The organism is Pseudoalteromonas sp. KJ63-1, assembly GCF_055808145.1.
Genome location: NZ_CM147855.1, coordinates 2,603,087 through 2,618,889, shown reverse-complemented (window position 1 = coordinate 2,618,889; position 15,803 = coordinate 2,603,087). Strand labels below are relative to the sequence as shown.

18 protein-coding genes are annotated in these 15,803 nt (G+C 39.8%); 9 read left to right on the top strand and 9 right to left on the bottom strand.

Translation table 11 applies throughout. The features are described from left to right. Positions 1-152: 152 nt before the first annotated feature. Positions 153-719, top strand: coding sequence for a phosphoribosyltransferase (locus AC0L7Q_RS12595; RefSeq protein WP_010387648.1), 567 nt, complete (start codon positions 153-155; stop codon positions 717-719). 49 nt (positions 720-768) lie between these two features. On the opposite strand, the gene AC0L7Q_RS12590 is transcribed toward AC0L7Q_RS12595, so the two are convergent. Then, positions 769-1,425, bottom strand: a complete 657-nt coding sequence (locus AC0L7Q_RS12590) for a Crp/Fnr family transcriptional regulator (RefSeq protein WP_076918373.1) — start codon at positions 1,423-1,425, stop codon at positions 769-771. Positions 1,426-1,703: 278 nt separating this feature from the next. Between AC0L7Q_RS12590 and AC0L7Q_RS12585 the strand changes: the two genes are divergently transcribed. Next, a complete protein-coding gene (locus AC0L7Q_RS12585; RefSeq protein WP_409423793.1) occupies positions 1,704-1,940 on the top strand; it encodes a YgjV family protein in 237 nt (78 codons plus the stop codon). Between the two features lie 25 nt (positions 1,941-1,965). Here the strand turns inward: AC0L7Q_RS12585 and AC0L7Q_RS12580 are convergent, their stop codons facing one another. The 5 genes from AC0L7Q_RS12580 to AC0L7Q_RS12560 form a co-directional block, all read right to left on the bottom strand. Continuing rightward, positions 1,966-3,654 carry an amidohydrolase gene (locus tag AC0L7Q_RS12580; protein WP_413400720.1) on the bottom strand — a complete coding sequence of 563 codons (1,689 nt, stop codon included), beginning with the start codon at positions 3,652-3,654 and terminating at the stop codon, positions 1,966-1,968. A gap of 203 nt (positions 3,655-3,857) precedes the next feature. After that, positions 3,858-4,094 (bottom strand): EF-hand domain-containing protein, encoded by a 237-nt coding sequence (locus AC0L7Q_RS12575; RefSeq protein WP_138609162.1) that lies wholly within the window; start codon positions 4,092-4,094, stop codon positions 3,858-3,860. An 8-nt stretch (positions 4,095-4,102) separates the two neighbouring features. Beyond that, the gene (locus AC0L7Q_RS12570; RefSeq protein WP_409423791.1) at positions 4,103-4,339 is read right to left on the bottom strand and encodes an EF-hand domain-containing protein; all 237 of its coding nucleotides are present in this window, start codon (positions 4,337-4,339) and stop codon (positions 4,103-4,105) included. Between the two features lie 155 nt (positions 4,340-4,494). Continuing rightward, positions 4,495-4,722, bottom strand: coding sequence for an EF-hand domain-containing protein (locus AC0L7Q_RS12565; protein WP_076918368.1), 228 nt, complete (start codon positions 4,720-4,722; stop codon positions 4,495-4,497). Positions 4,723-4,734: 12 nt separating this feature from the next. Next, a complete protein-coding gene (locus AC0L7Q_RS12560; RefSeq protein WP_413402875.1) occupies positions 4,735-4,935 on the bottom strand; it encodes an EF-hand domain-containing protein in 201 nt (66 codons plus the stop codon). A 603-nt stretch (positions 4,936-5,538) separates the two neighbouring features. On the opposite strand from AC0L7Q_RS12560, the gene AC0L7Q_RS12555 reads away from it, so the two are divergent. From AC0L7Q_RS12555 to AC0L7Q_RS12535, 5 genes are read left to right on the top strand one after another with little or no spacing between them, the layout of a single operon-like run. Further along, complete coding sequence (locus tag AC0L7Q_RS12555; protein ID WP_413400718.1) at positions 5,539-6,993, top strand: sensor histidine kinase; 1,455 nt, start codon at positions 5,539-5,541, stop codon at positions 6,991-6,993. Between the two features lies 1 nt (position 6,994). Then, on the top strand, positions 6,995-7,528 hold the full coding sequence (locus AC0L7Q_RS12550) for a hypothetical protein (RefSeq protein WP_054201834.1): 534 nt from the start codon (positions 6,995-6,997) through the stop codon (positions 7,526-7,528). A 2-nt stretch (positions 7,529-7,530) separates the two neighbouring features. After that, positions 7,531-8,880, top strand: coding sequence for a sigma 54-interacting transcriptional regulator (locus tag AC0L7Q_RS12545; protein ID WP_413400717.1), 1,350 nt, complete (start codon positions 7,531-7,533; stop codon positions 8,878-8,880). 19 nt (positions 8,881-8,899) lie between these two features. After that, positions 8,900-9,400, top strand: a complete 501-nt coding sequence (locus AC0L7Q_RS12540) for a DUF1543 domain-containing protein (RefSeq protein WP_413400716.1) — start codon at positions 8,900-8,902, stop codon at positions 9,398-9,400. Positions 9,401-9,435: 35 nt separating this feature from the next. Continuing rightward, the gene (locus AC0L7Q_RS12535; RefSeq protein ID WP_198523620.1) at positions 9,436-10,587 is read left to right on the top strand and encodes a murein transglycosylase domain-containing protein; all 1,152 of its coding nucleotides are present in this window, start codon (positions 9,436-9,438) and stop codon (positions 10,585-10,587) included. 5 nt (positions 10,588-10,592) lie between these two features. Here AC0L7Q_RS12535 and AC0L7Q_RS12530 read toward each other — a convergent pair whose 3' ends face one another. Beyond that, positions 10,593-10,811, bottom strand: a complete 219-nt coding sequence (locus AC0L7Q_RS12530; RefSeq protein ID WP_036981490.1) for a hypothetical protein — start codon at positions 10,809-10,811, stop codon at positions 10,593-10,595. Positions 10,812-10,946: 135 nt separating this feature from the next. Between AC0L7Q_RS12530 and AC0L7Q_RS12525 the strand changes: the two genes are divergently transcribed. Both AC0L7Q_RS12525 and AC0L7Q_RS12520 read left to right on the top strand, forming a co-directional pair. Then, entirely contained in the window at positions 10,947-12,200 is a 1,254-nt protein-coding gene (locus AC0L7Q_RS12525; RefSeq protein WP_413400715.1) for a multifunctional CCA addition/repair protein, read from the top strand. 441 nt (positions 12,201-12,641) lie between these two features. Then, positions 12,642-12,938: a hypothetical protein gene (locus tag AC0L7Q_RS12520; protein WP_138606914.1), complete on the top strand. Its 297-nt coding sequence runs from the start codon at positions 12,642-12,644 to the stop codon at positions 12,936-12,938. Between the two features lie 14 nt (positions 12,939-12,952). Here the strand turns inward: AC0L7Q_RS12520 and pdsS are convergent, their stop codons facing one another. After that, on the bottom strand, positions 12,953-15,088 hold the full coding sequence (pdsS, locus tag AC0L7Q_RS12515; protein ID WP_413400714.1) for a proteobacterial dedicated sortase system histidine kinase: 2,136 nt from the start codon (positions 15,086-15,088) through the stop codon (positions 12,953-12,955). Then, positions 15,082-15,777, bottom strand: a complete 696-nt coding sequence (gene pdsR / locus AC0L7Q_RS12510; RefSeq protein ID WP_008111124.1) for a proteobacterial dedicated sortase system response regulator — start codon at positions 15,775-15,777, stop codon at positions 15,082-15,084. Before pdsR ends, pdsS begins: the two co-directional genes overlap by 7 nt. Positions 15,778-15,803 lie beyond the last annotated feature (26 nt).

Here is a 15,803-nt window from a genome sequence, read left to right as displayed (position 1 = left end):
TAAAAAATAGGTGCCTAAGGGTGCCTATTTTTTTATCCGCCATACAAGCAATTTTGTTTTATTTACGGTAAAATCCTTCGCCAATACGTGTTTGGGCATCTATTTCATTTAAACCTCGCTCAAATATTATACATACCACTGGGATCCTTACTATGTCAGAAAAGTGCTATATCACGGCTCAACAATTACTTGAAGATTCATTCCGCGTAGCGGCACAAGTGTATAAAGATGGCTTTCGTCCAGATTTTATTATTGGTATATGGCGCGGTGGTGCTCCAATCGGGATTGCAGTTCAAGAATATTATGACTACAAAGGCATAGAAACCGATCACATTGCGGTGCGTACGTCGTCTTATTACGGTATTGGTAAGCAATCAAAAGAAATAAAAGTACATGGTTTACACTACATTGTTGAAAACGCGAATGCAGGTGACTCATTACTGATTGTGGATGATGTGTTTGACTCAGGTCGAAGCATCGTGGCGCTAAAAGAGAAGCTTTCTGAGCTAATGCGTTTAAACTTACCGAGTGATATTCGTATTGCTTGTCCATACTACAAGCCAAAAAACTCAAAAGTAGATACAGTACCAGATTACTACATTCATGAGTCTGAAGAATGGTTAGTATTCCCGCATGAATTATCAGGGTTAACGCCGGATGAAATTATTGAAGGTAAATCTGATTTAGCTAAAATCCACGATATTTTACTTGAAAAATAAACGTGACTTTGCTCAATAAAAAAGGCCTTAATGGCCTTTTTTATTGTCTTTAAAGTTGTGCAAAGCTATCTACATATTCACTGAGTTTAGGAATATCGACAGCTTGCAGCCCTTGTGTGCTTCGTTGCACTAGGTTTTTTTCAACCAACTCACTCACTACCCGTCGGTATGCACGCTCAGTGGTTGCAAAGCGTTCTGCTTCGGCGTTTACTGTAGGATAAGCCCGCAATAAAGTGGGGTTGTTATTCTCTGCACGTAATAAACAGTCTTTAGCAATGTTGTAGCTTAAGGGAAGTAGCAGTTTATCTAAGTTAATCTTTTGATTTTCTTGGAACTTAGCAGCAATTGTTTGCGCCGTGTATAGGCTCAACTCTGGTTTATCGAGCAATAATGAACGCCAATGCTTTAGCTCTATAAGATTGTACGTCACATCACTGAAGCAGGTTACCGTATAAATACACGGGTTATTATTCAGTGCTTCAATTTCACCAATTAAGGTGTTGTTGCAGTCGAGCTGACCAAGCAGCAGGCGTCGGCCATTCCCCACATCGTAACTAAACGATACAGTACCACTTCGCACCAATACCAACTTAGTGAGTGGTTGGTCTTGCTGTATTAATATTTCTTTTTTTGATTGCTGATAACTACTGCCGGCAAATGTCAGTAGCTGTTCAACAAGGTAACTGGAAAAATGGTATTGAAACATCAATCATGCTCTTCGGACAATTGTCCTATTTATTACACCTTAATGACGATAGCATTAAGATTAAGAATTTACGCTAACTTACCCACGCCGTTATTTATTTAATGGCGTTAAATGGCCTTCATTCTACCGTGTAATGATTAAAAAATTGTGGGTAAAACCAGCATATTTTAAGGTTTTATTGGTAAGTTAGCTTTTTTATTTAAACTGCTACGTAGCAGTTTTTAATAATGTACTAAAATTTAGCTAGTAATATTAACCTAAAGCCTAGGAGAGAACAATTGAGTTGGGAATATTTAGGTTATTTAGCATCTGCATTATTAGTTATATCCTTGACCATGACCGATGTAACCAAACTACGTTGGTTTAATTTACTTGGCTGTATTGCGTTTACTTTTTACGGTGCAGCAATCGGTTCTGTGCCGGTGGCATTTGCTAACGGCTTGTTAGCTCTGGTCAATAGTTATCACATTATTAAGTTATATCGTCAGTCTAAGGCTGATACAAAAAAGGGTTAACTTTTAAGTTAACCCTTTTTTGTTTTTACTCAGACTTTGCTGAATCTTTTTGATAGCGTAATTTACCGGCAATCCAGGTTTGCAGCACCTGAGTTTTGTAAAGCTCCTCAATAGGCACTTTAAAGTAGTCTTGATCAATTAGTATAAAATCAGCCCACTTACCTTGCTCCAAACTACCTACTTTAAACTCTTGATGCGCTGCATACGCGCCGCCAAGGGTAAACGCACGCAATGCATCTTCCCTGCTCAAAACTTCACTGGCGTGCCAACCGTTTTCAGGCAGTTGATTATGATCCATGCGCGTTATCGCAGAATATAAACCATCAAACGGGTTCGCCAGTTCGACAGGATAATCAGATCCCGCCGCAATCGTAGAGCCTTGGTCTAAAAATGTTTGCCAAGCATAAGCGCCTTGTAGTTGCTTGTCGGTTAAACGCTGCTCTGCCATATGCATATCTGATGTGGCATGCACAGGTTGCATAGATGGAATTATTTTCAGGGTTTTAAAGCGCGGGATATCCTCTGGCGAGACTATTTGTGCATGCTCCATACGATTGCGCAGTAGGATACCACCGGTTTGCTTAAATACATTTTGATAAGCATCTAGCACAATTTTATTCGCTCTATCGCCAATTGCATGCGTGTTAGCGCTAAAACCATTTTTAAAAGTCAGGGTAAATAGTTCCTCTAGCTTTTGTTGGGTTTCAAGCATAAGGCCAAAATGGTTGGCTCTATCAGCGTACTCTTCAATAAGCGCAGCACCACGTGACCCTAATGCGCCATCAGCATAAATTTTTACACTGCGGATAGATAAAAAGTCCTGCGCATCTTGATAACGGCCAGCTTTAAGCATAGCACTTAAGTCGGGGCTTGCTGCACTTAACATCGCTACAATTCTAAGCGGTAATGTGCCTAACTCGGCGCGTTGTTTGTAAACTTGCCATGTGGTTTTATCAATACCTGCATCATGAGTTGAGGTAATGCCTAGGCTCAGTAAGTGTTTACCTGCGGCATCTAATGCATTACTGACCGATTGTGCAGACGTTGCAGGCATATGTTGAGTAACCAAGTTTTCTGCTTTATCAATAAAAATGCCGGTGGGCTTACCAAACTCATCTTTTATAATTTCTCCGCCAGCTGGGGCTGATGTGTCAACGTTAATATTGGCAAGTTCTAATGCTTTTGAGTTAACCCAAATGGCATGACCATCTACTCGCGATAAAATAACAGGGCGATCGTTAACTGCTTTGTCTAAGTCAGCGGCCGAAGGAAAGCGAGTATTTGACCATAGTTCTTGATTCCAGCCTCGACCAATGATCCAACCTTCTTTATCTTTGGAAAATTCCTTGAGTTTAGCGGTTACTTCATCTACCGACTTTGTACCGCGCACATCAAGTTGCGACAAATTATTACCTAGCCCGATGACATGTCCATGCGCATCAATGAGCCCTGGGAGTAGAGTTTTTCCTTTCGCGTCAATTAGGGTTGCACCAGGAAAGCTATTTTTTAAGCTGTCTGGACCTGTTTTAACTACTTTGCCATCTTTTATAACTAAGGTTGTAAATGTGTTTACTTCGCCATGGCGCATTTTTCCTTTATACAAAGGTGAGTAGCCATTAGCATTATAAATGACTTGAGTTTGTGCTATTGCCACGCTAGTGACGGCACAAAGGCTTGCTAGTAATATCGGTTTTATTATTTTTATCAGTTGCATAAGACGCACATTGCTATTATTTGAACTATCACAGTAGCAAACTCAAATTTAGAATACCAATAGCATAATTTATTAAGCGTCGTATAAGTCACCTTTTAGCTAAAGCAAGCAACAAGTTGAGGGGGAAATAGGATGTGTTAACAATGGGAGTTAAACCTTCTCAAGCTTGATATTGTTAACCAAGCTTTGTTTGAGGAGGCAATTTATTTACTGGCGTACAAACTGTATTCGCTTAATGATAATTGTGTGTCTTTGTCACGGTCATAACTGCCAAAGCGTGACCATAAAGCAGGATCGCTGGCAGCTTCAGAGCGAGTTAAAAAGCCATCTTGGTTGCGGTCAAGTTTTTCAAATTTTTCGGCAATATAACTGCTTGTTGCAAAACTCATACAGCTAAAAACAGTCAGTGTTAGTAAAATAATATTTTGAAAATGCTTCATATAAATGCTCAGAACAGGTTAGTGGTTAAGTAGTTTTTAAACTCAGTTAAAGAAATTCTGTTGTCTTGATTTTCATCCCAATTTGAAAATGAGTTTAATAGCTGAGGCTGAGCAGCAAGCTCGCTGTGGGTTAAATACCCATCATTATTTGTATCTAAATGCTCAAAGCGTTGCTTTACATCAAGTGCGAATGCACTTTGGCTGATAAAAAGTAAAGCACCAATGAAGGGAAGCAGTATTCTCATAGTTGGCGTTCCATGGTGTATTTAAATTGCTGCAGTATTGAAAGAAAGCACTTGCCATAATTTAACTCCCAACATTAAATCCGTTTACACACTCCCTCAGGGATTATGGCAAATGCTTTTAACTCTATATTACGAAACGAAACTTGAATCTAAGCTTAAAGTTTAAAGTTATCGAACTCTTTTTTAGAAATCATCTCGTTATTGTCTTTGTCTAAATCAGTAAATTGCTTAAGCAGCTGTTTATCTTGTTTAGCCTCTGTAAGCGATATTTGGCCGTCCATATTTTTATCTAAATGCATAAAACGTACATTTAATGACGATGCCAATGCCGTCGCGCTAATAGCTAAAAATAGTAGTGAAAAAGCACCAATTAATTGTTTCATAAATATACTCCTTTATTTTACAAACTGTTTAAATTCATCGAACGATAATTGTCCGTCTTCATTTTTATCTATTTGTGCAAAATTCTCATGCAGTAATGCATCTTCACCAGCTTCCGCTTCACTTAATGTGCCGTTGCTGTCCTTATCTAGGCTGTAAAATGCTGTGTTCACATCAAGCGCAAATGAATGGATACTTGTGAAACATAACGCTATTAATACAGTAGATTTTAAATAACCTTGAGGGTCTGTTGACCTTTGCGGATTATTATTTGTTCAAGCTAGGGGCGGTTTAATCGCGGCGCGAGGTTTGTAACCTAGTGGGCTAAGTAAAAACCGAGCAACAAAGAGTAAATCGCCCCTAGGCAGAACCCAAAGGGCAGCGCCTGTTTGGCATTAATGCTGTGTTATCGCCTATTTATGGGGAATAACCACACCACATAGGCTCTGCCTTGCCTAAATACCAAACAGGCTGCTGCAAATTTAACCTTGAAAGATCAACAGACCCTAATCATTCCTTGGCCTTTAAAAATTAATATTTATAAGCGTAATGCAATTATGGTGCCAGTTTTTATTTTTATTAAAAATCAATAACTTAAATTTTTTGTGTGTTTTTAATAGGTAATATTTACCGACGGTTGTGTTTTTTATGCAACATTTTCTCAGTTAGGATTTTTTACTTTTTTTAAATCAAATGCTTAACTTGTCGCCATCGTGCGACATTGCAACGGTTTTACTCTCAAAAATGTATTTGGTTCAGCGAGTGTATAAGTTGAACGCTGAATAATAGAGCGCTTAAAAGTAGTGAAGGATTAGTGTATGCCTGTAATCATGGCTGAAAAATATAAAGCATTGGTGAATTGGCGTCCTAATTTGATTGGCCAGTTTGTAATGAGCATGCTGTTGTCACTCTTGCCTTTGTCTATTGTGGTTATTGTATTTTTGAATGTATTAAATAAACAATTAGCGGTCACGCAGCAAATTGTCAGTAATAACTACCAAGTAACCAAGTCGTTTAATGCACTTAAACAAGAGCTCAACAGTTTAGAAAGGGCAACAAGGCAAAATTGGGTTTTAAAAAGCGATTCGCTCGATAAACTTATCGTGGATAAATGGCAGTCATCGCTGGACAATATTAATCAGCTTAAGCGGCTTTCTAGCAGCCCAATAGACAATCAGCAATGGCAGCAGTTAACAGATACGCTAAAAACAGCGCATACCAAACTGGTGGTTGAATCTCTTGAGCAAGCAGAGTTGTTTGTGCCAATTAGTGAAATACTGGCAGAGCTAACGGTATGGCTGCGCGAAACCAATGAAGCCAAAATCACTCAAAACCAAATTAAACTGACAAATTTACAAGCCTCCTTTATAAACTGGTTAGTGGCACTTACGCCTTTAACCTTACTTGTTGGGGGTGGGTTTTTATGGCGGATAAGTGGCCGTTTAAAAGGTTTAACCTCCGTTATTGATAAATTAGGCCAAGGAGATTGGCAGCAAAAAATATCGGTGCAGGGATCTGCTGAACTTATTGAACTAGGTAACAAATTGCAGTGGGTGCAAGCGCAATTGCATATGCTAGAGCAGCAAAAAGATACGTTTTTACGCCATGTTACTCACGAATTAAAAACACCCTTGGCCTCTATGGTGGAGGGCACTGAATTATTAGCCGATGAAATTGTTGGGCCGATTAATAATGAGCAAAAAGCAGTGCTTGGGTTAATCAGTCAATCTATGGTGCGATTACGTACTATGATAGACAGTTTGTTAAGCTATAACGCGATTCGAACCAGTAAAGATAATGTGAGTGAAGTGGAATTTAACCAGCTCATTAAAAAGGTAAGTAATCATTTTGAACATAGGTTAAACGCACGAGAGCAGTCGCTTATTTGGCACAATAGCTTACCGACAGTTGCACTTAATTTACCGAGAGAATTAATTGAAATGATTTTAATTCAGTTAATCTCTAATGGTTTAAAGTTTTCAAAGCCAAACCAAGCTGTGTCGATTAGTTTAAGTTTAGAAAGTAATAACTTAATTATACAGGTTGCTGATGAGGGCTGTGGTATTAAAGAGCATGAAAAAGAACATGTTTTTGGCGCTTTTTATCAAGGTAAACACAGTAAAGAGATTAGTCTTCAAGGCAGTGGTTTAGGCCTTACCATAGTAAAAGAGTCGGTTGAACAGTTACAGGGTAAGTTAACTATTGAGCATAATGAGCCGCAAGGCTGTCGATTTAACATTGTCATCCCCTATAAAAATAAAGGAGTTAAATAATATGTCTGCGCGTTTAATGGCTATTTTATGGCTAACCAGCAGTCTCGTTTTTTTATCTGGGTGTGAATTAACAAACACTCAAACACCAGCTAAACCTGAGCTAATAGCTCAAACTCAGCCCGATAATAAAAGCAACCAGCCCAATCCAAAGCCGCGGCCAAAACTAGATCTTATGTATCCGCCCGCAGCGCAAGTTATTGCATGGCATGCCCATCAATGTGGTGGCTTTAAATTAACGCCTGACAATAAAACTTACTTAGGGGAGCAAGCACTTAAGGCATTTTTTAATACCGCATGCGTCAACCTTAGTCGCGACCCTGATACTGTTATGAGTCAATTGCTTAAGCTAGATCAGGCTTACTATTGGCCTGATGATATAAAACACTATTTATGGCTGCAAAAACAGCAGGTGTTAATGCAAATAAATGCCAAAAAACAACAGCAAGCATTAAACGCTGAAATGCAAAAAACCTTATCGTCATTAGCTGCAATCGAACAGCAACTTTTATTACGTGAAGAAACCAAGGAGCAGTAACTATGTCAGTCACACTTCCATCAAGCGCTAAAGTGTTACTCGTTGATGACGATGCCAGCTTACTGCAGTTACTGGCAATTCGAATTCAATCAAAAGGTTATGAAGTAACAACCTGTGATAGTGGCATGAATGCATTACAAATACTTAAAAGCCAAGTATTTGATGCGGTGATCACCGATTTAAGAATGGATGAAATGGATGGAATGGCACTGCACCGACAATTGCAAAGCCGCTACCCAGCACTACCTGTAATTATGATGACGGCTCATGGTTCAATTCCTGATGCGGTAGAGGCGACTAAGCAAGGTATTTTTGCCTTTATTACTAAGCCAGTTGATAAAGATGAGCTATTCGATAGCTTAGCTAAAGCCATAGAAATACATGGGGTGAATAATGATGATATTACTCCGCAAAGCAATATTGTTACTCGCAGTGGCGCTATGCTGCATTTGCTAGAGCAAGTTAAATTACTAGGTCCTACTCAGGTAAATGTACTTATTTCTGGTGCTAGTGGTACGGGCAAGGAGCTGCTTGCACAGGCAATTCATCAGCACAGCCATGTTAGTGATGGCCCATTTGTGGCTATTAACTGTGGTGCAGTCCCTGGTGAGTTATTAGAATCGGAGTTATTTGGTCACAAAAAAGGCGCATTTACAGGGGCGGTAAAAGATCACCAAGGCCTGTTTCAGCAAGCGCAAGGGGGGACCTTATTTTTAGATGAAATTGGTGATATGCCGCTAAATTTACAAGTTAAGTTATTACGCGTGCTGCAAGAAAAAACCATTCGCCCAGTCGGTTTTCAAGAAGAGATCCCCATTAATGTGCGAATTGTTTCAGCGACCCATAAAAACCTGCCTGAAGCTATTAGCAATCAAGAGTTTAGAGAAGATTTATATTATCGTCTAAACGTAGTAAATCTCAAACTTCCTCCGCTGCGAGAACGCCGTGAAGATATTAGCTTATTAGCTAACTTTTTTAGCGCTAATATTGCAAAACGTATGGAGCAAAAAGAAAAACGTTTTGCAAACGATGCCATGCATGCATTGGTAAGGTATGATTGGCCTGGTAATATTCGTCAATTACAAAATGTGGTGGAGCAGGTAGTTGCCTTAACACCAAGTGACGTTATATCTGAACATTTAGTGCTTAGTGCGTTAAATAGCAATGAAAATAACGTTGAGCCACTTTCGCTTAACGACGCTAAAAAAGAGTTTGAGCGAGATTACGTTATCAATACCCTGAAAATGGCAGGGGGTAATGTGGCCGAAGGTGCCAAGCTTGCCAAGCGTAATCGTTCTGATTTTTATAAGCTAATTAAAAAGCATGAAATTGACGTAGATAGCTTAATATAATTTAAAAAAGGAAGTGAGCATGCAGTTATTTATGGTGTATTTAGGTGGGCGTATTCAAGGTTGCCACATAGAAATGCACGACGTACGTTTTGTGGTAGGTCAAGACATTGAGCAAACTTATAGCAAGCTTAAAAGTCAGTGGGTAGGCGACAAAAATAGCGTACACATGGATAGCTACATGGCGGTTAATCACATTGATGGTTATAAAGTCGAGGTAGTTGATAGTTATGTAGAGCAAAATAAGCAGCTTTATTTTGTTAACTTAGGTGCTTACAGAAGCGACTCACTGGCAGAGCAACACGACTTTGCTTTGTATGTTGCCAGTAGTAGTGAAGAAGCAAAACAGCGCGCTAAAAATGATTTACTCGCAGGGCTTAGCCATCTACATAAAGATGATTTACATGACGTTGATGATTGCTTTGCTATAGATTTACTCGATAGCCAGCTGAATATTAAACTAACCCTAAGTGGTCAAGCACAAACAATTAAACCTGACTGGTTTGGTTATCATGTATTATAATAAATGAGGATTTATTAAGTTTATTAGGATGTTGTGTGAAAAAGTATGCGTTTATACTTTTGCTAGTTGGCTTAAGTGGCTGTAAATCACTGTCAGGTTTACCGCCCGTTGTTGATTTAAATAAACTGGTAAAGCAAGTAAAAAACGATCCTACCGACGTGGTTGCAATTCACAAGCAAGCACAAAAAACACACCGTTCTATTAAGGCACAGGTTGGTAGCGTAAAACAGCTTTTAGCCGCATTAGAAAGCGTTGTTGGGCGCAAGTGGGGTAAACAAAACACTCAGCAACCTAGTGCCAAAAAATACGTAAAATACAGTAATGATTACCAAGCTCGTGCCATTATTGATTTTGAGCAAGGCACTGTAAAAGTAGAAACCATCGCGTTAAAAAATACAATAAGCTTGTTACAGCAGGCTATTGTGATGACCTTACTGACTTCTAGCGATCCCGATAAAACCGATATTTTTACCAGCGAAGCGCCAATTTTAGAAGGCGAGCCGTTTTTATACCAACAAGTGCTCGATCAAGATAAGTTACCCATAAAATATAGCTGGCGTGCTAATCGATTTGCGCGTTATTTAGTAAATAATAACTTAAAAAAGCAACGTCAATATGGGCATGTTATTTCGTCGGTTAGTTTTGATTTAGTAGAGCAAAATGCTCATTTAAGAAAACAAAAATACAGTGACTATGTGCTTGCGGCTGCAAAAAAATATCAAATATCGGCAGCACTTATTTATGCCATTATTGAAACCGAAAGTAGCTTTAATCCACATGCGGTGAGTTCATCCAATGCCTATGGATTAATGCAAGTGATCCCGGCTACCGCAGGGCGCGATGTATACCAAAAAATAAAAAAAGTATCCGGGCAACCAACCAAAGCAGTATTGTTTAATCCAAAATATAATATTGATATTGGCAGCGCCTATTTAAGTATTTTAAAAAATAACTACTTAAACAAAATTAGTACCGACAAAAGTAAGCACTTTGCCATGATCTCGTCTTATAACGGCGGGGCGGGTAATGTTCTGCGTATATTTAATAAAAATAGAAGTGTGGCGTTTTCACAAATAAATCAGCTTACTGCAAGCCAGTTTTATAATATTCTCACCACTAAGCACTCACGTGCAGAATCAAGACGCTATTTATACAAAGTCACTAAAGCAGAAAAAAACTATCAGTAACTTATTTACTCATCATTTTCTTGTTGTTCACTTTTGGCTGCCATTTTAAAGGCTACTATTACTAAGCCAAACATAGCAAATGGGATTGCAGCTAACAAATACTCAACCAAATGGCTGTCTTGAAAATTAGCCTGCAGCAAGAAATGCCCTGCAACACACATAATAATAACTACCAAAAGGATGGGCAGTAACATAAGTTCTTTTTTTGCTGAGTGGTTTTTCATTCGCTGTTAGGTATTAAAAAATAATGCGCTATTGTAATGAGCTTAATAAAGCTTGGCAAACAACACAGATTTTTTAATGACTATTAGGTATGATTAACATCAAAGAAAAGCTTAAAAGTAGTGGTTGGGAATAAAGTGCAACAGAGTTTAAAGCAAGTTTACCTAGTGGGTGGAGCAGTGCGAGATAAACTGCTAAACATACAATCAAAAGATAATGACTATGTTGTTATTGGTGAAACGCCAGAGACAATGGAAGCACTCGGATTTTTACCCATTGGCAGCGATTTTCCGGTTTACTTACACCCAAACACTAAAGAAGAATATGCACTAGGGCGCACTGAGCGTAAAAGTGGTAAAGGTTATACCGGCTTTGTGGTGGATGCCAGCCCAAACGTAACTCTTGAAGAAGATTTAGCACGCCGAGATTTAACCATTAACTCTATGGCACTAGACGAAAACGGCACTATTATTGACCCTTTTAATGGTCAAGCTGATTTAAAAAATAAAATACTGCGTCACACCACACACGCATTTTTAGAAGACCCTGTTCGGGTATTGCGTATTGCTCGCTTTTTAGCGCGTTATGGTAGTGACTGGTCTATTCATCCAAGTACTACTGAATTAATGCATGAGCTTAAAAATAAAGGCGAGTTGGAACATCTAGTACCAGAGCGAGTCTGGCTTGAAACAGAAAAAGCGCTTGGCGAAAAACACCCTGAACTTTATTTTCAAGCATTAGATGAATTAGGTATTTTTCCTGAAATAGAGCAGATGAAAAACACCCCGCAGCCTGCAAATCATCATCCCGAGGGCGATGTGTTTGTCCATACTATGCTAGTGCTTAGACGAGCAGCCGATTTAGGCTTTAACCTAGAAACGCGTTTTGCTGCTTTAACCCATGACTTTGGTAAAGCGCTAAGCTATAAAAAACGCGGTAATTTACGCGGCCATGAACGTGAAGGGGTTGCTGTAGTTGAGGCCTTTTGTGAACGTTTAAAAGTGCCTAATCGCTTTCGTGATATAGGCGTGCTTACCAGTGATAACCATACACTTTGCCACACGCTTGAACAGTTAAGACCGCAAACTATTCATAAATTAATCGTCACTAATTTAAATGCGCTAGTGCATCCAGAGCGTTTTATTGCTTTTACTCAAGCGTGCCAGTGTGATGCACAAGGAAGAGGTGAAACGCTGGTGGATAAGCCCTATCCACAAGCCGCTAAATTACGTGCTATTCACAACGAACTACAAAAAATGGATAAAAAGCAGATAGTGCAAGACGCGCTTAAAAACGGCAAAAAAGGTCCCGAAATAGGCGAAACGGTCAAGCAGGCTGAAATAGACTGCATTAAAGCGTTTTTAAACACTAATACTCCCAAGGTCACTTAAACTGATTGTAATATTGCATTAAGTTATTTTTAAACGTCCTTGCTATAACTAGGGTCTGTTGACCTTTCAAGGTTGAATTTGCAGCAGTCTGTTTGGTATTTAGGCAAGGCAGAGCCTATGTGGTGTGGTTATTCCCCATAAATAGGCGATAACGCAGAATCAATGCCAAACAGGCGCTGCCCTTCGGGTTCTGCCTAGGGGCGATTTACTCTTTGTTGCTCGGTTTTTACTTAGCCCACTAGGTTACAAACCTCGCGCCGCGGTTAAATCGCCCCTAGTTTGAACAAATTTTAATCCGCAAAGGTCAACAGACCCCAGGACGTTTCAGCCTTTTTTGCTCGTCACTTTTACCAAATAGCGATACAATTGAGTTTGCTTATCATTCTTAATAGTGAAAGCTGCATATCCATAATTGTATTTATCTTAAAAGGAGTTAATTTAATGACACCAGAACAAATTAACGCAAAATTAGCGATAAGCGAAGCTGAAAAAAAACGAGTTCTTGAAGATGAGTTTGAAAAACACTCATCTAAACCCTTTGATATTTTTAAGGGATTATTTGGCAGTTTTGCTTATATCGCATTTGTTTCATTGATGTTCCCAGACGTATTAGCTCAGCCTAGTTTTTATCTGTTGTTACTACTTATCTTAACTATAAAAGTTGAGGCGCAAGCAAAGGTGCAGCAAGCGCATAAGCGTATGGATACTTTGTATCGCTTGTTAAAAAAAGAGGCATAGCTTCTAGGGAACCTTTAGTTATTAAGTGGCAAGCTCACAGTAAATACCACCCCATTACCTTGCTCATTATTGTGCGCCGTTACTGTACCTTTGTGGTAATCACACACCAGTCTGACAATATAAAGTCCTAAGCCTAAATGCGGTTGTTGCTGCATTTGTTGGCTGCGCACCGATACCATAGAATCAAAAATATGTTCAGTAAGTCCCTCAGGCAATAAAGTACCTGTATTACTTACCGTTAAGGTTGCTTTGTTTTCATTTTGCTTAAGGCTGACTTCAATTGCTGTGTTAGCTTCACTAAATTCCAAGGCATTATTAATTAGCTTATCGAGCAGTTGCGCTATAAATTCAGGGGCACCTTGCATTGGCAGTGTGCTTTGGCAAATGTTGAGTGTAAATAACTGGTTAGGATAAGTAAGCTGGTAGCCCTGCATACAGCCACTAATCACTTTTTGTAAATCAAACTGCTCTGGCTCATTACTTTGAATACTTTGCTCAAGGCGGGTAGCTTCGCTCATAGTGGTAATTATTTTCCCTAAGCGCTCAACCCCTTCGCTGGCACGTTCAAGGTATTTTTGACTCAGTTCACTTTGCTGCAAGCTTTGTAAGTTTTCAAGAGATGAACGGACAACCGCAACCGGTGTGCGCAGCTCGTGAGATAAGCGCGACGACATATTTTCTAAATAATCGGTATAGCCACCAAGTCGGCTCACTATATTTGAAAAGCTACGCGACAGGTCGCCAATTTCGTCATTGGCATCGCTGTAATTTATATGGCCTGTTACTCGTCCTTGCGCATCAATGGCTTGCTCTGCTGTATCTCGTAGTCGCCTAATACGGCTCGATATACGCGAAGCAAAAAAGAACAAAGTGACTGTGCCAATTAACATGACCGCTAAAATCACATTAAATAGTTTTTCCAGCGATTTATTACGCAGTGTACGCACGCCATTGGTGGTTTCTTCAGCTATAACTGCGCCAATAACCTTATCCTCAATCCAAATAGGATACGCAGCGGATAATATTACCGCTTTGTTATCGGGAGTGAGTCGCCAAGACGAGGCCGGTTGACCTTTCAGTGCTTTGGCTAAATGAGCGCCTTGCATTGAAGCTACATCGTGTAAGGTATCTATAAATTCATCTTCAGGACGCGTTAAAATTTTATAATACAAAGGATGTAAATAGGCCTGTTCAAAGCGCTGCCACGCAGTTTTTGGCGCTTGATTTTTTAGCCCATCGGCCCATACGCCATCGGCATTTTGAATACTGCCCGATTGCGCTAATACACGGTGATGATTATCGACCACCCATATGCGACTGCCGCTGTGTCCCATGCCTTTTAATATACGGTTTATTTCAGGGGAGGGCACCAGTACCGAACCTAAATCATTCGGGTTATTTAAGTTCGATGTAGACATAATACTAGGGGTTTGGTTTGGTTGTTTACTATCAACATCGGCAATGGCAAATCCCAGTTTATTGCCAAGCATACTCAAAGGAAAGCGCAGCTCAAGGTTGTAACCAGTGTCAGTTTTTTTAAAGAAACCCTGAATTTTAGTAAAAGGCATTTTACTGTTGGCATCAAATGCGTTGACCCAGCCATCTTGGCGCGGAGCAATAACATAAGTATTAAATTGCCCATCGGGGTTTTTTAGGCCAACTTTTACGTAATCGTTATTGGTAATGCTGAGGCTGTTTTTGGCACGGTATACTAAAGCATCGTCAGTGACTTTAAATACTGCATATAAGTAATTATCAAACTTACCTACCATGTGGCTAAATGATAAGTTGCTTAGCTGATGGTTATCATCGGCTGTTTGTAAGTAGCGTTTGTCATAAAGCCAAAATAGCGATTGGTAAGCGTCCCAGTCGCTGAGTTTACCATCGAGTTGAATTGGGCTCTTTAAATTATAAGCATAGAGATCGCGGCCTTTTACAACTTGATCTAAAAAGTTGGTTTGTTCGTCAAATAAAGCGGGTCGTTCGTGCAGGGCAGTTGCCAGTGCACGTGTAGTGCCTACGAGCGTTTTTTCTTGGCCTTGGCGTAAAAACTTTTCCATTTCCCATACGTATTCGTAGCCTAACCATGGCAACAAAAACAAAAAGCATGAAAGTAGAATAAATTTACTGCGTAGGCCAAATCTTAGCATGTGGGTTGCTCCCACCTGTAACCCATGCCATACACGGTATCAATGCAGTCAAACTGGCTATCGAGTGCTATAAACTTTTTGCGAATGCGTTTTACATGAGAGGTAATGGTGCTGTCGTCTACATAAATTTTAGCATCGCTCATTAACTCATTACGGCTTTTAACGTGGCCAGGTCGTTGGGCGAGTGAATGCAGCATCCAAAACTCAGTTACGGTTAAATCAACCAACTGTTGCTGCCAAAGCACCTGCATGCGTTGCGTGTCGAGTGTTAGTTGACCGCGAATTATTAATGCGTTGGCATCGGCGGGTTGCTCTAATGCTTCCATGCGGCGAAATAACGCACCAATACGCGCGGCTAAATGCGCTAAGCTAATATCTTTGGTTAAGTAGTCATCGGCGCCCATGCGCAGGCCGCATACGGTGTCTATTTCGCTGTCGCGAGCGGTTAAAAAAATAATTGGTAAGGTTTTAGAAAGTGAACGCAAAGTTTGGCACAGTAAAAAGCCGCCATCTATTTCATGGCCTAAGCCAATATCAACAATGGCTAAATCGGGGAGTGCTTCTTTAAAAGCGACTTCTGCTTGAGGGCGGTTTTCATAACCACTTACCTGATAGCCTTGAGCGCTCAGCATTTCTATGTAGTTTTCGCGAATGGCAGTTTCATCTTCAACGATAGCTATTTTTTTCATTTTTATTAATTACTCATATTGACTTA

What these genes read in the sequence shown, in the direction of transcription:
- AC0L7Q_RS12580 (WP_413400720.1), bottom strand. Translation starts at nt 3,654, where the DNA reads ATGCAACTGATAAAAATAATAAAACCGATATTACTAGCAAGCCTTTGT.
- AC0L7Q_RS12570 (WP_409423791.1), bottom strand. Translation starts at nt 4,339, where the DNA reads ATGAGAATACTGCTTCCCTTCATTGGTGCTTTACTTTTTATCAGCCAA.
- AC0L7Q_RS12575 (WP_138609162.1), bottom strand. Translation starts at nt 4,094, where the DNA reads ATGAAGCATTTTCAAAATATTATTTTACTAACACTGACTGTTTTTAGC.
- AC0L7Q_RS12595 (WP_010387648.1), top strand. Translation starts at nt 153, where the DNA reads ATGTCAGAAAAGTGCTATATCACGGCTCAACAATTACTTGAAGATTCA.
- pdsS (WP_413400714.1), bottom strand. Translation starts at nt 15,088, where the DNA reads ATGCTAAGATTTGGCCTACGCAGTAAATTTATTCTACTTTCATGCTTT.
- AC0L7Q_RS12555 (WP_413400718.1), top strand. Translation starts at nt 5,539, where the DNA reads ATGCCTGTAATCATGGCTGAAAAATATAAAGCATTGGTGAATTGGCGT.
- AC0L7Q_RS12565 (WP_076918368.1), bottom strand. Translation starts at nt 4,722, where the DNA reads ATGAAACAATTAATTGGTGCTTTTTCACTACTATTTTTAGCTATTAGC.
- pdsR (WP_008111124.1), bottom strand. Translation starts at nt 15,777, where the DNA reads ATGAAAAAAATAGCTATCGTTGAAGATGAAACTGCCATTCGCGAAAAC.
- AC0L7Q_RS12590 (WP_076918373.1), bottom strand. Translation starts at nt 1,425, where the DNA reads ATGTTTCAATACCATTTTTCCAGTTACCTTGTTGAACAGCTACTGACA.
- AC0L7Q_RS12550 (WP_054201834.1), top strand. Translation starts at nt 6,995, where the DNA reads ATGTCTGCGCGTTTAATGGCTATTTTATGGCTAACCAGCAGTCTCGTT.
- AC0L7Q_RS12520 (WP_138606914.1), top strand. Translation starts at nt 12,642, where the DNA reads ATGACACCAGAACAAATTAACGCAAAATTAGCGATAAGCGAAGCTGAA.
- AC0L7Q_RS12545 (WP_413400717.1), top strand. Translation starts at nt 7,531, where the DNA reads ATGTCAGTCACACTTCCATCAAGCGCTAAAGTGTTACTCGTTGATGAC.
- AC0L7Q_RS12530 (WP_036981490.1), bottom strand. Translation starts at nt 10,811, where the DNA reads ATGAAAAACCACTCAGCAAAAAAAGAACTTATGTTACTGCCCATCCTT.
- AC0L7Q_RS12540 (WP_413400716.1), top strand. Translation starts at nt 8,900, where the DNA reads ATGCAGTTATTTATGGTGTATTTAGGTGGGCGTATTCAAGGTTGCCAC.